The organism is Neptuniibacter sp. 2_MG-2023 (assembly GCF_030547495.1).
Lineage (GTDB): Bacteria > Pseudomonadota > Gammaproteobacteria > Pseudomonadales > Balneatricaceae > Neptuniibacter.
In genome coordinates, this window is sequence record NZ_JAUOQC010000023.1 from 20,748 (window position 1) to 34,607 (window position 13,860).

The 13,860-nt window shown below is 42.3% G+C and carries 14 protein-coding genes; 12 read left to right on the forward strand and 2 right to left on the reverse strand.

The features are described from left to right. Window positions 1-5 precede the first annotated feature (5 nt). The gene (gene trxC / locus Q4486_RS15370; RefSeq protein WP_303520044.1) at window positions 6-434 is read right to left on the reverse strand and encodes a thioredoxin TrxC; all 429 of its coding nucleotides are present in this window, start codon (window positions 432-434) and stop codon (window positions 6-8) included. A gap of 167 nt (window positions 435-601) precedes the next feature. On the opposite strand from trxC, the gene Q4486_RS15375 reads away from it, so the two are divergent. The 6 genes from Q4486_RS15375 (at window position 602) to Q4486_RS15400 (ending at window position 8,594) form a co-directional block, all read left to right on the forward strand. Beyond that, a complete protein-coding gene (locus Q4486_RS15375; protein ID WP_303419714.1) occupies window positions 602-1,027 on the forward strand; it encodes an acyl-CoA thioesterase in 426 nt (141 codons plus the stop codon). A gap of 3 nt (window positions 1,028-1,030) precedes the next feature. Beyond that, window positions 1,031-1,474 (forward strand): hypothetical protein, encoded by a 444-nt coding sequence (locus tag Q4486_RS15380; protein ID WP_303520045.1) that lies wholly within the window; start codon window positions 1,031-1,033, stop codon window positions 1,472-1,474. A gap of 41 nt (window positions 1,475-1,515) precedes the next feature. Beyond that, entirely contained in the window at window positions 1,516-3,030 is a 1,515-nt protein-coding gene (sbcD, locus tag Q4486_RS15385; protein ID WP_303520046.1) for an exonuclease subunit SbcD, read from the forward strand. Beyond that, window positions 3,027-6,719 carry an SbcC/MukB-like Walker B domain-containing protein gene (locus Q4486_RS15390; RefSeq protein ID WP_303520047.1) on the forward strand — a complete coding sequence of 1,231 codons (3,693 nt, stop codon included), beginning with the start codon at window positions 3,027-3,029 and terminating at the stop codon, window positions 6,717-6,719. The genes sbcD and Q4486_RS15390 overlap by 4 nt, the downstream gene beginning before the upstream one ends. Window positions 6,720-7,112: 393 nt before the next feature. Beyond that, window positions 7,113-8,141, forward strand: a complete 1,029-nt coding sequence (locus Q4486_RS15395) for a hypothetical protein (protein ID WP_303520049.1) — start codon at window positions 7,113-7,115, stop codon at window positions 8,139-8,141. Window positions 8,142-8,327: 186 nt separating this feature from the next. Further along, window positions 8,328-8,594 carry a hypothetical protein gene (locus Q4486_RS15400; RefSeq protein ID WP_303520050.1) on the forward strand — a complete coding sequence of 89 codons (267 nt, stop codon included), beginning with the start codon at window positions 8,328-8,330 and terminating at the stop codon, window positions 8,592-8,594. Window positions 8,595-9,169: 575 nt separating this feature from the next. On the opposite strand, the gene Q4486_RS15405 is transcribed toward Q4486_RS15400, so the two are convergent. Continuing rightward, window positions 9,170-10,138, reverse strand: a complete 969-nt coding sequence (locus tag Q4486_RS15405) for a transposase (protein ID WP_303520052.1) — start codon at window positions 10,136-10,138, stop codon at window positions 9,170-9,172. A 240-nt stretch (window positions 10,139-10,378) separates the two neighbouring features. Here Q4486_RS15405 and Q4486_RS15410 point away from each other — a divergent pair, with 240 nt between their 5' ends. From Q4486_RS15410 to Q4486_RS15435, 6 genes are all read left to right on the forward strand, one after another. Then, window positions 10,379-11,485 carry a hypothetical protein gene (locus tag Q4486_RS15410; protein ID WP_303520053.1) on the forward strand — a complete coding sequence of 369 codons (1,107 nt, stop codon included), beginning with the start codon at window positions 10,379-10,381 and terminating at the stop codon, window positions 11,483-11,485. 93 nt (window positions 11,486-11,578) lie between these two features. Continuing rightward, the gene (locus tag Q4486_RS15415) at window positions 11,579-11,788 is read left to right on the forward strand and encodes a hypothetical protein (RefSeq protein ID WP_303520055.1); all 210 of its coding nucleotides are present in this window, start codon (window positions 11,579-11,581) and stop codon (window positions 11,786-11,788) included. 123 nt (window positions 11,789-11,911) lie between these two features. Further along, window positions 11,912-12,424, forward strand: a complete 513-nt coding sequence (locus tag Q4486_RS15420) for a hypothetical protein (protein ID WP_303520057.1) — start codon at window positions 11,912-11,914, stop codon at window positions 12,422-12,424. A 95-nt stretch (window positions 12,425-12,519) separates the two neighbouring features. Next, window positions 12,520-12,903, forward strand: coding sequence for a VOC family protein (locus tag Q4486_RS15425; RefSeq protein WP_303419836.1), 384 nt, complete (start codon window positions 12,520-12,522; stop codon window positions 12,901-12,903). A 92-nt stretch (window positions 12,904-12,995) separates the two neighbouring features. After that, the gene (locus tag Q4486_RS15430; RefSeq protein ID WP_303520059.1) at window positions 12,996-13,352 is read left to right on the forward strand and encodes a MerR family transcriptional regulator; all 357 of its coding nucleotides are present in this window, start codon (window positions 12,996-12,998) and stop codon (window positions 13,350-13,352) included. Between the two features lie 59 nt (window positions 13,353-13,411). Beyond that, window positions 13,412-13,789 carry a carboxymuconolactone decarboxylase family protein gene (locus Q4486_RS15435; protein ID WP_303419832.1) on the forward strand — a complete coding sequence of 126 codons (378 nt, stop codon included), beginning with the start codon at window positions 13,412-13,414 and terminating at the stop codon, window positions 13,787-13,789. Window positions 13,790-13,860: the final 71 nt, after the last annotated feature.

Consider the following 13,860-nt stretch of genomic DNA (forward strand, 5'->3'; position numbering starts at 1 on the left):
GTAGATCAAGCCTTATTCAGAGTTTGCAAGATCCACTGTTTTAGCTGTGCTTCCTGTAATGCACCTGATACGCGATCGATCTCATGACCATTTTGGAACATGATAATGGTGGGAATGCTTCTGATATGCATATTCGCACTAACTTTTTGAGCCTGTTCTGTATCTACTTTAGCAAACAGCAGTGTTTCAGTCTCCGCGGCTGTTTTCTCAAAAATAGGTTTCATCATTTGACAGGGGCCACACCAGCTTGCCCAAAAATCGACAATAACGGGTAGTTCGTTTTGACTGATATATTTCTCAAAATTAGCATCAGTTAATTCAGCGGGGCTATAAGTATGCAGTGCGCCTTTACACTTTCCGCACTTGCCCTGCAGATGGGACTTGTCATCAGGTATACGGTTGGAGGTCATGCAAGTAGGGCAGACAATGATCATAACGTTCTCTCTAAGCATTGTGTTTACAAATATAATAACGTGCATCACAACTGATATGGAGATAAAAATAGATCTATTCTTTAAAGTCATATCAATCGCCTTTTCCAAAGGCGCTGTAATCCTCTATGCTACGGCCATATTTTCATTGAATGTAATGGGTATGCTTTATGATTGATCAGAACGACATAAGAGAAACGCGTGGCCGCTTAACAACGAGAACCATTGCAATGCCCGCAGACACTAACCCATCAGGTGATATCTTTGGGGGTTGGGTTTTATCGCAAATGGATATAGCGGCAGGTATCTGTGCAGGTCAGCGGGCACAGGCGCGTGTTGTAACAGCATCCCTTGATAGCATGAGTTTTATTCGTCCGGTAAAAGTAGGGGATATTCTGGGTGTTTACACTGATGTCACCCGCGTGGGGCGCAGTTCGATGGATATACATGTGGAGGCTTGGGTTCGTCGCGGCCGTATAGGGCAACGAGAAAAAGTAACCGAAGCGACCTTTAAATTCGTTGCTATTGATGAGCAGGGTAATCCAACACCTGTACCAGCTGAAGCGGATCTCCCTGATTACGTAATGGAGCTATAAACCGTGACACAATTTGTGCCTGTGGAAGAGCTTACCCCACTTGAGGTTGAGTCAGGATGTGATTACGCCTATTTGGTTATGCATGCTGATTCAGAAGATAAACTGTTTCTTGCCTACGCCTCTAAACGCGACTTTCTTTCGGTTCCGCTGACCTACCAGATACTTTACTTTAGCTGCTCATCTGTTTTGGAAGTTCATAAAATGGGCATGGATGAATATTTGGATGGGTTTGAGGAGGATGTTCTGATTCCTGAGCCTGGTTTCTACCAGTTTGAAACTCATGATGATGGTAGCGATTCCGCAGAGGAAGAGCTTGATATTATGCTCTTGGCTGATCCCGTTAGTGTGCTTGAAATTATGTATGAGCGTATGGATAAACTACCTGAGGTTTACCATTGCGCTGATGCAAAAACCGCACTTATTACTGCCTTGTCCGCCCTAAGCTAGCGGAGTCGAACGGTACAAATGATAAGGAAGTTCAAAGCTCTATGATGCGTATTTTACACACCTCTGATTGGCATCTTGGTCAACACTTTATAGGTAAAAGCAGATTAGCTGAACATCAAAAATTTATTCAGTGGTTGCTTGATAAAATTAAAGAAAAACAAATAGATGCAGTGGTTATTGCAGGTGATATCTACGATACGGGATCGCCACCCAGCTACGCCCGTGAGCTATATAATCAGCTGGTAGTTTCTATCAATAAGCTAGGCTGTCAGCTGATCGTTTTAGGTGGAAATCATGATTCAGTTTCAACCTTAAATGAATCTAAAGGACTGCTTAAATACCTAAGCGCAGATGTGATTGCCAATGTACAAGACAACCTAAGTGATCAGGTGATTACACTTAACAATCGTCAGGGCGAACCTTCAGTCATTTTGTGTGCGATACCCTATATAAGACCCCGAGATGTACTGCAAAGTCATGCGAATGAATCGGCTAGCGATAAAGCGCAAGCGCTAGGTAATGGGATTGCCGAGCATTATCAGCAGGTATATGAAGCAGCCGATCAAAAACGCAAAGCACTAGGATTAGAACTGCCGATTATTGCCACCGGCCACTTAACCGCTATGGGGGTTAAAAGCTCAGATTCGGTAAGAGATATCTATGTAGGTTCTTTAGAGGCCTTTCCTGCGAGTGCCTTTCCGCCTGCCGATTATATCGCGCTAGGTCATATACACCGTCCGCAGATCGTTGCTAAATCAGAACATATACGTTATTGCGGATCGCCCATCGCATTGAGTTTTGATGAACTGGGCAGTCAAAAACAGGTGCTGATGGTTGAGTTTGATGATACCGCTTTAGTGAGTGTAGAGCCGCTCTATGTCCCTCAATTTCAGCCTATGCAAGTGATTAAGGGGGACCTTAAAACTATTGAAGAGGCACTGCTTGAGATTGATCGCACTGAGCATGAGTTACCTGTATGGCTTTCTATTGAAGTTGAAACTCAAGATTACCTGAATGACCTGACGCAACGTATAGAGAAACTGACCCAAGATATGCCGGTTGAGGTATTACTCCTACGTCGAGCGCGTAAGCAGCGGTCTAGCGAGATGATCCGTCAAGAGACAGAGACACTGGATGAGCTGAATCCCTTTGAGGTCTTTGAACGGCGCTTAGAAAGTGAAGTATTTGAAGGTGATGAAGACAAACTTCGCCTGCAACGAATTAAAGAACGTTTTGCCCAGATTGTTAATCAAGTGGAAGAGGAGAACGGTTTCGCCCCGAGTAAGCCGGTTTCTACAGCCATTGATGCCGCTAAGGTTGTTCCTGAAGCGACAAGGCTAGCGCTTAATGAGGCTATGCCCATAGTGACAGATGTAGAACCTGTCGCGTCAACTCAAGTTGAAGCTGAAGCCTTGCCCTTGTTTGATGAGGAACCACCGCTTTCAGCGACCTCAGCGGTACAGGTTACCTCCACCGCCGTACCCGCAAAAAAGTCTAAAAAAGAGAGTGACGCACCGATTGTGGATGATCTTTTTGCAACGGGAGATGATGTATGAAAATTCTATCCCTACGTTTTAAAAACATTAACTCCCTGAAAAACGAATGGAAAATTGATTTCACAAAATCGCCTTTTGTCGACAATGGCTTGTTTGCCATTATCGGGCCGACCGGTGCAGGCAAAACCACCATTCTTGATGCCATCTGTCTCGCCCTTTATCACCGCACACCTCGATTGGTTAATATTTCTAAGTCGACCAACGAGCTGATGACGCGTGGTACAGCGGATGCGTTAGCCGAAGTTGAATTTGAAGTAAAAGGTAAACGCTATAGGGCATTTTGGAGTCAACGCCGTTCTCGTAACCAGGTAGATGGAAACCTGCAAGACGCTAAAGTTGAGCTGGCAGATATCACCGACTCACCGACAGGTACTATTCTGGCCAGTCAGATTAAAGTGAAGAGCCAGTTAATTGAGCAGATAAGCGGTTTGGATTTCGATCGTTTCACTAAATCGATGATGCTCTCCCAGGGACAGTTCGCTGCTTTTTTAAATGCCGATGCCAATGAGCGAGCAGAACTACTCGAAGAGTTAACCGGCACTGAGATCTATGGCCTTATCTCTGAAAAAGTCTTTCTCCGTTATAGTGAAAGCAAACAAGCCTTAGAGAAGCTACAAGCTAAAGCTGAAGGTGTGGAACTGCTTACGCAAGAGCGTTTAACTGAACTTATGGAAAAACGTGACGCCCTAGGTCAGCAGTTTACGGAGAAAAATAGCCAGTTTGAGCAGTTACAAAAACAAGCTACCTTTTTGGCTGAAAAGAAAAAAGCGCTTAATACACTGGCTCAGACAGAGAGGGAACTGGTTACAGCAGAGGAACAGCTTGCGCGTGAAAAACAGAATTTTGAGCGTTTAGCGCAAAGCACATTGGCCGAAAAGCTAAGCCGCGTTTATAACCCGTTAAAAGCGAACGAACCTAAGTTAGTAAAAATCGATGCTGAATTAAGCGCGTTAGCCGAGTCGAAAGCGCAAAAGAGTACAGAGGTTGAGACGCTACAGACCCGCCAGAGCGTAGAGCAGGATGCCCTGCAAACCTTAAAACAAAACAATGCCGCGTTAGAAACACTGTTAAATGAAAAAGTGGTGCCACTCGATGCCGCTTATCAGCAGCAGGTTGATCAGTTAAAGGAAAAAGAGTCCCAGCTCCAACAGCTACAATCAGAGCAAGTGGAGTGCGAACAGACACTTAACAAAAATCAACAACGCAGTGATGAACTAAACCAGCGCCGTGGCGAGATCAGCAGTCTATTAACTAACCCATCTATCAATAAAGCGTTAGTGGATAAACTCCCTCTTTGGCGCGCACAGTTTGGGCGAATGATAGAGCTGCAAGCGGTTGAGCAAGCTAAACAAGCTGAGTTAACAGAGCTACAGCAAACACGGGTTGAACAGCAACAGAAACTGAGCCAGGCGGATAAACAGCTAGATGAGGCAAGGTTAAACGTGGCCCATGCCCAGCAGCAGCTCGATAACCAAGCCGCATCACATCAACAGGATAGCCAAACTTTACAGACCTTTCTTGAGCAATCTTTACATAGGGTGATGGGGGAACGTGGTGTTGTTGGACAGCTACCCGCTATCGCCTCAAGTTTTACAAAACTGTCGGCAGAAAAAGCAGCACTACAGGATAAAATAGCGCAAGCGAATCAAGATAAGCAGCACATTGATCAGCAGCTCAAGCAGTTTCGGGAAGCGTATAAAGATAAACGCGAGCAGCTTAGCGATATAGAACAGCGCTTAACATTAGAAAAACAGATCTCAGATCTGACGGCAGCGAGACAGCAACTTCAACCGGATCAGCCTTGTCCTTTGTGTGGCTCAAAAGAGCACCCGCTGGTGGGTAGCTATCAAGAGATAGATCAGAGTGAAACGGAGTTACGTTATACTAAGCTTAAAAGCACGCTGGAAAATATCCAAAATCAGGGAGTTGAGCTTAAAGCGGAACTTGGTAAGCAGGAGCAGTTGCTTCAAAGCGCTACTGAGCGTCTAGAGCAGATCGACACCGATATACAACAGGAGATGGATCGTTGGCAGGGGCTTGTATCGGGTCTGCCTTATGCTAATCCATCCCAGTCACCCATTGATATAAACGATCAGGCCGCTTATGCCGCGTTAGCTCAGGCGCTTGAGCAACGAATGACCTTTTTGCAAACACAGATTGAAGAAGCAAAACGTTACAACGCTCAAGTTCAAACCGCCCAAACCCAATTACAGCAGGAGGAAGGGCAGCAAGCGTTAACGCAAAAAGCGTTAAATTATAGCGAGCAAACCATTAGCTCTTTGAGCCAAACGCTTAAAAAAGCAGTAGAAGAGAGCGAAACCCTCAAACAAAGCCTAGCCGAAAGCATCGGTGCACAACAGTTGCCGATGCCAGAGCTTGCAAATGCGACGCAGTGGCTAGAACAACTTAGTGCAACGGTAGAAAGCTACCTAAAAGCTGAAGAAGAAAAACAGCAGATAGAGATAGAGATCGCGGCACTCACTTCAGAGCGAGAGCAAACCCAGCGACAGGCAGAAAAAATCACACAGAGGCTGGGACAAGTTACGACAGAATTACAGGCCATTAAGGAGCGAGCTGAGAGCAATCGTCAGCAGCGCTACGCATTATTTGCCGATAAACAGGTGGATGAGGCGCGGCAACAGGCCCAAACTGCGCTACGGGACTCAGAGCAGAGCTATCAAACGACCCATGAGCAGCATCAGCTTATCAATCAGCAGCTACAGGACCTTAACGCAACAGAAAATGCGTTGCAGGAGCAGAGGGCGAGTTTACATACAGAGGGTGAACAACTCCGTAATGAGTGGGATGCGCAACTGGCTCAGAGTCCTTTTGGGAGTGAGGCCGAGTACCTAGCGGCGCTACTTAATGATGAGCAGCGTGCGCAACTGCAAGAACAGAAAGATCAACTAAGCACCGCATTGCAGCGATCTATCGCGTTAAAAGAGCAAGCAGAGCAACGGTTAGAAACATTACTTGCTGAGTATAGCGGGGGAGAAAGCGACCCTGAAGCACTGCCGAGTCTTGAGCAACGCATGAGTGAAGACAAAGAGGCGTTAAGAGAGATAACCCATGAACAAGGCCAAGTCAGTGCTCTGCTAGATGATGATAAAGCCCGCCGTGAGGGACAAACTCAGCTCTTTAAGCAAATTGAAGCCTCTAAACAGCAGTACGATGATTTAGCCTATCTACAAAGCTTAATTGGTTCGCAAAAGGGGGATAAGTTTAGACGCTTTGCCCAAGGCCTAACACTTGATCATCTAGTCCACCTTGCTAACGTTCAGCTAGAACGACTGCATGGCCGTTACTGCTTACAGCGCAAACAGGGCGCAGCCTTAGAGTTAGAAGTGCTGGATACTTGGCAGGCTGACACCTCAAGGGATACCAAAACCCTCTCCGGTGGCGAAAGCTTTTTGGTTAGTTTGGCGCTCGCCTTGGCTCTATCTGATCTAGTGAGTCAAAAAACCAGTATCGACTCACTCTTCCTAGATGAGGGCTTTGGCACCTTAGACAGTGAAACCTTAGACACCGCCCTCGATGCACTCGATAGCCTCAATGCCTCAGGCAAAATGATTGGAGTCATCAGCCATATCGAAGCCATGAAAGAACGAATCCCTGTACAGATTAAAGTGAATAAAATGAGTGGCCTAGGTACAAGCCGACTTGATGAACAGTTTGCTCGGGCGGGGTGATGGATAGACTTACTGTTGGCGAGCCTCTGAACCGCTCTTATGTTTATATAAAACTAATCTGTAAATAGACGAGACTAGGCTCTTTATCGCTTTTTTTATTATTAAATTTCGACCAACGATAGGCCTTCTACAAGGAACATCCTAATCTAGGCGCTCACCCCGTGAGCGAAGGTTGTATAGCAAATATTTTATCCTGCTTTATTTTATGTAAGGATAGTAGGACAATTTTGTATATTTTCTCCGGTAATAGGAAAAATTAGCTAAGGAAAGCTTATGATAATCAAAGAGCTAGGTTGTTTTTCTCAAGTTTTTTCATGTAGATATATGACAAATTGTCGTGTTTAAACGCGACAATCTGTCATATATTTAGCTGTTAGGCATCAAGGAGGATTCGTGCCGTTAATTAACTTCCCATCCCAATGTAACGTTCAAGCGATTTTTGATTTTTGCTCAAAGATCGAAGAATGCGCCAATGAAGAAAAAGTAACTATCGACTTTTCAAATATGGGAAGAGTTGAGCCTTTTACTATGGTTTATGTAGCCAAATTTATTCGTGATTTCAATAGGAGAAACAAAGAAACTCGAGTTATGTGTCGTGGACACAAAGGAAAAGACTATGCTGCAAACATGGGCTTTTTCAGAGCTTTCGGTTTAAAACATGGAAGAGAACCTAATTGCGTCGATGGCAATGACCGATTTGTACCATTCACAATATTAAGAGTGCAAACAATTATAGACGAGGCATCCGCTGAATGGGAAGCTGAACAAAATGTAATAGAGCGAAGATCTGAACACTTGGCCAAGATACTATCGCAAGAAGAGCACGGCGATTTAAACGATGCCTTAACTTTTTCTATTCGGGAAATAATGAGAAACGTCTACGAGCATAGTAATTCAAAAAGTCTCGAGTACTGCGCTCAATATTGGCCTTATTATAACAAAGTTGAAATTGCGATTGTCGATAATGGGAAAGGCTTGAAAGCTTCACTTAAGGACAACCCTCATATAGAAATTGAAAGCCATTGCGACGGCATCCAGCAGGCTTTGATGCCTGCAATTTCAAGTAAAAATTATAAAGGGGCAATAATTGATACAGAGGACCCTTGGCATAATTCAGGTTTCGGTTTGTATATGATAAATCGTATTTGTCGTTTAGGTGGCAGCTTTATTGTTTGTTCAGGTGATCATGCAATTAAGTTAGACGTTAACGGTAAAGAGCATATAGATTTACCTCACCTTTGTCGGGGCACTGCAGTAAGAATGGTTTTAAATACGAGCCGACTAACGGCTCTAAGTAATATGCTCGCTAAATTCAGAGACGAAGGGTATGAAGTCGCGAAGCAAATTAAAGGTGTTGGAATGTACAAAGCATCTGTAGCATCTCAGATGCTTTCAAGAGATTTCGTGAAAAATGATGCCTAACAAACGCATTAAACCTCGCTTTGCTCGTTGGGACAACTACTCGTTGGCTGGCGCTTCGCGCAAGTTTAGCCAACAAGTAGTTACCCTTTATGCGAGGCGTTATAAATTTTTAGCACTATGAAATATTTAAAATATTCGTTATCGATAATAGCTCTCTTAGTTTTCGGACAGTACGGCTGGTATTTGATGGCTACAGAAATAAATAAGCACGCAGATTCTGCTGCTACTGCAATCATCGAAGATACCCTTGGTTCTAATGCTGCTTACGATATTTCCCAGTTACGTAAGTTAGAGTCAAAGTTACGAGACGGTGATATTGAATCTTCTATGTTTATAGTTAATGAGCTTATAGATACTAAAACATGGCAGTTAGAATCTTGTGTTTCTGAACAATGCCGAGATTTAATGCAAAAACGCACTGGTAAAGAAATTTATAACAAGGCGCTTAAGTAATGACGCGCTTTGCGCGCCACTTAGCTGAGCGTTATGAGTACTTCAAGTGAGTGAAGTTTCAAGCATCGTTATCTGTATTATATTTTGGGTGCTTTCTTTTCTTTGGCTTCCAATAATGATTCGATGGCTTAAGAAAAATGAAGTTGGTGTATTTGGTTTTTTTCATACATGGCAATTTCCGGCACTAATGGTTTTGTTCTGTCTAGTTTTTTATGGACTGGCTAAAGAAATTAACTTCTATTTTTATGTCCCGTTTGGCATCTGTTTAACAGCAGGGTTGCTCTGGCTGAGGAGGGGGTGGTGAGTCCTCATAACAAAAAACAGGCAATTGACGCGCAATGCGCTCAACTGCTTTAAGCGTTTATAAGCCAACATAAATAAACAGGGACATGCACTTTTAAAAAAAAAACCTTCATTCCTTCGTTATAGGTTTTGCCGTTAGGCTTTGTTTTTACTTCAAGTGGCTGATTGATGGTTTTAAGTGTTTATTGGGAGATATTCGGTGTTTTTGAGTTAGCCGTATATCTCAGCGAATGAGCTGATACTTTATCGGTTGTAGATAAGAAAGGTTGAAGTTAGGCCGCTTGGTTATGCCTTCGTTTTCGTGCGAATTTTTTGTGATAAAGCCTTTCAAACTGAGTGGCGTTATTCAGCCATTCTTCTTGGTTTATTTCTATTCTTTCTAGTATGGGTGGTAGGTGTGCGGATATAGCTCCGCGTTTGTCATCGCGTAATATTCGGCCTGTCATGTCGACTAAGGTTAGATAATCCTCTAGGCTGAATAGAATACCCTGCTGTTCTTCGTTTCGGATATTTCCTTCAAATTGTGCCAGAGGTTTTACAGGGGATTGGAAATGTTGCAGAGCAAGCAGTGCTTTTTGAGAGTCTATCGCGGATGTTAAATTGAATTTCGGGTTTATGCGCTCTTTGATGCTCGTATGCTTTGAGTCTTCCGGTGTTTTGGCTATATCAGCGCGTATAGGGTTTAGATCTACATAGGCCATGCAAGACAGTAATGCTTCTTCGGTTAGCAAGGCTTGTGATTTATAACGAGACTCCCAGAAGTGGCCGGTGCACTTGTCTTCTTGATTAGCTTGGCGAGCAATGGGTTCATTTAGACATTTCATAAACCAACTAAGGTTAGCTAAGCGTTCCCGGTAGACTTCTATCATATCACTCACTGTATCGAGTTGAGCTTTGCTGAGAGGCTCACCTGCTTGCCATTGCTGAATCAGTAAGGGGCCTTTGAATAAACTTAACCAACGCGTTACAACTTCAGTATTTGACCAACTTTGTGCTTGAGTAGGGCAGAGTTTAATCACAATATGAAGATGGTTTGACATCACGGCATAGGCGCAGATATCAATGGAAAAGAGTGAAGATAGAATGCGTATTCGGTCTTCGATCCATTGACGACGGTGTTCGTAGTCTTTACCTGTTGAGTGATCCAAGCCACATAAAAACGAGCGGCGAACACAACGTGAAACAATATGGTAATAGGGGGTATCTTGAACGGATACGAGTTCCTTTCTTGGGCGAGTCATCGGTAAATCCTTTTATCGATGTAATGAATAATGCTTGGCTTTGATCTTAGGATTGAGTAAGGGTATTGTCAATTTAAGGGGGCCTGTCCCCTCACTTTCTTGAAATCGTTGATGTCGATTTCATATTTGGAAAAGCAAGGTGACCTCCCTAACAAGTAAAGGCAGCATCGCCCTTCGGGCTGGACGCGCTAACGCGCGCCGCTGCTTGGGCGTTAGGCAAACACGGAAGAAATCGAAAGCATGAAGGAAAACAGAAGATATAATCGAATAGAGTCTAAGACGGACCATTTCTATATAAATGATTACGGCTCAAAAGGATTGGCTACAAATACCATTTATGGGTATATAAAATGCAAGCTCGTTCACGCCGAAAGATTCTCTGTCATTATACCTGACCAAATATATTTCAATTGGGATGGCGCACTTCGCTGGCTGCAGCCATTCATATTTCTCCCCTGCCGTCTGGCCAATTTCGGAGGTGATGTCTTATGCGATATTAACTTTGATATATCGTGTGGATATACATCGAGAGCTAGATTTAAATCCAGCGACTTTATTCGTGACTTTGATGATGGATCACAGTTATACAAATGTGAGCTTCTAATGCCGGATGATGCTGGAGAGCATGCAATTGGCAAAGCTGAAAAAGATACAGATTGGAATATTTCCATTGAACTGTTTCATCATACCAAGCCTGATATCAAGCAATTAATAATCGATTCAGGAAAGTTGCTGGGCTCTAAGTGGAATATCCAGGGAAGTACTGAGCTTGAAAAATCAGAGCATGTCTATTTCACTCCGCTTTATGAGATACAGGTAAACAACGATCTCGAAAGAATCGCAATGTCTCACGAGGAAGAGATAAAACTAATACGAGACAATTTCACGCCGCCAGACTTCCTATTACCTGGCTGGGAAGAGAAGTATAAAAACGACTTTCTATTCATGAAAGTCTATAGAGAAAATACGGAGAACCGAACGGCCACACTTAGTTATATGGTTCCGGCCCACTATGTATCTCCTCATCATATACTGAAACACAGCCCTATTGGAGAGGCTGTCTACTACGAAATATCCACGCCTTTCATACATCGCGTCCAAATTGGAAAAGGTGCTTCTTTAGCGTTTGAAGGAAAATCTATACTAGAAAACGATAATGTCATCAATCACGAATTTATTATAATAGGCGACGCTACAACCCTTGATGGACTTCAAGCTCCTTACGATGAGGAGAATACAACCCACATTTTTAAAATTGAGTTTTTGGAGGGCGAAACCATGTTAGATTTCTGGTTTAAGAATGCCAACCAAAACCTTTTTGGAGAGCGTAATTGTCCTGTCGTATGACCCGCCTAACAAGCAAAGGCAGCATCGCCCTACGGGCTGGACGCGCTAACGCGCGCCGCTGCTTTGGGCGTTATACGTATTAAGAAGCCGAAAATGGAAGAAAGCCTGACAACGAAAATCTTAAGAATCTTATCCGTATTTATTGGGCTTTTTATGTTTGGTATTTCTGCTTTTATTTGCTTTGTCGAGGGTAATTGTGATTTATGGGTAGGGTTGGTTTTGGGTCCTATATTTCTGCTCTATGGCGCGTTAGGAAAATCCAAATTCGCTAAAAAATTTCCAGGAGCATCTCGCAATGTTTAGCAACTGCATTAAAGCGTATAACAAGTTTATCAAACCTCGTTCCGCCCACAAAGTAACGTGGGCTCCATTGGACGCGCAAAGACACTCGCGCCGTTTATAAAAGCGTTATGCAAAGGAAACGATATGGTTAATCTTGAAGATATAAATACCAAAGAACTTATTGAGTTTTTAAATAGAATAGAATTTAGCCAAGAGAAAATATCTGAAATATTAAACGACAATGACCCTGAATATACAGAATATAAAAAAGCTTTTTTTCTAATGCTTTGTTACAACAAACAAGCTTTTATTCAACCTATGGAAAGTGGCTGGATGAAAAGAACAATAAATGCTTATCAAAACAAAATAGATAGAGAAAAGGGTGAAATATTAGAGATATGGGATGAATCAGAAGCTGAATCTTATTCAAAATCACTTGATAGTTTACTTAAATCTGGTGCACGAGAATCAGATTTATACAATATAATTAAACTAAACCAAAAAAATGTAATTGCTAATATTATGGAAACTTTAGATGGTGAATTTGGTGGTGATTTTGGTTTGTTTGAAACAGAATATAAAGATAATGAGTCCATTCCAAAAAGGCGCATCTTCGGTTTACAAGATGATTTTCTGAATTATGATCCAAATAAATAAATGTATAACAAGTTACAGCATCGGAAAACAAACTCGCTCGTGCTCGTCGTTTCCCGCTGTGTAAGGCGTTATATGCCAATTAAATAGGAAGTGTTGTGCAAGTAGAAAGCATTGATCATCTCGTTTTAACGGTAAAGGATATTGATAAAACTGTAAATTTCTATATGTCCGTTATGGGTATGGAAAAAGTAGTTTTTGGGGAAGGTCGTGTTGCATTATCCTTTGGAAATCAAAAAATAAATCTGCACCAATTAGGTAAGGAATATGAGCCTAAAGCCGGTAATGTAAAAACTGGTAGTTCTGATTTGTGTTTTATTATTAAACAGCCAATAAATCAAATTATTGCTCACCTGAATGCTTGTAAAGTATCAATAATTGATGGGCCAGTTAATCGTACTGGTGCAACTGGTAAAATCGTTTCAGTCTACTTTAGAGATCCAGATCAAAATCTTATCGAAGTATCAAACTATGTCATGTAAAAAGTTTATCAACGAACGTCACTTCGAGGCTGGACAGCCAAAACTGCGCTTTGTCTGCCCGTTATAAAAGCGTTAGGCCCTAGGTAGATATCATGAACATGAGAGAATTTTCGGACAAAGTCGAATTATCGGCTTATACCCTTCGTTACTACGAAAAAGTTGGTTTACTCAAACATGTTCAAAGAAATACCAGTGGTCATCGGGTTTATTCAAATAGAGATATCGATTGGGTAAATTTCATTAAACGTCTTAAAGACACAGGCATGCCTCTTAAAGAGATTCAAAAATATGCCTCTTTAAGAGAGTTGGGTGCTCAAACAGTAAAAGAGCGGCAAGAACTTCTAGAAAAACATCAAGAAAATCTAGTAAAGCATATCAGGCAGCAAAATGAGCACCTAAAAGCATTGGACGCGAAAATTAATTTATACAAAAGTGGAGAAGTGAGTTGACTTAGAGTTAACTCTAACTAGTAGAGTGTGCTGGTATTCATAAAAAAGGAGCACACAAAATGGAAAATTCACGTTTTGACAAAGGGTTAGAGCTATTATCAGAAATTGATGGTGAAGCTGGGCAAAAAGTTATTGATAGCCTACAAGATATTTGTCCTGACTTGGGCAAATACACAATTGAATATCCGTTTGGAGATATTTATTCTCGTCCTGAGTTAGATTTAAAATCAAGAGAATTAGCTACCGTTTCAGCATTAACTGCAATGGGTAATTGCATGCAGCAACTAAAAGTTCATTTACATGCAGCTCTTAATGTCGGTTGTTCAGAGACAGAGCTGAAAGAAGTGATTATACAAATGTCAGTCTATGCAGGTTTCCCAGCAGCACTAAATGGTATGTTTGCATTCAAAGAAGTACTCTCTGAACGACGGGCATAACAAGTGACTATGGTTCCCAGTCAAGTATTTAGACCATTTTTTCATCCCAGTATGTTCCGTTTTTCACCATC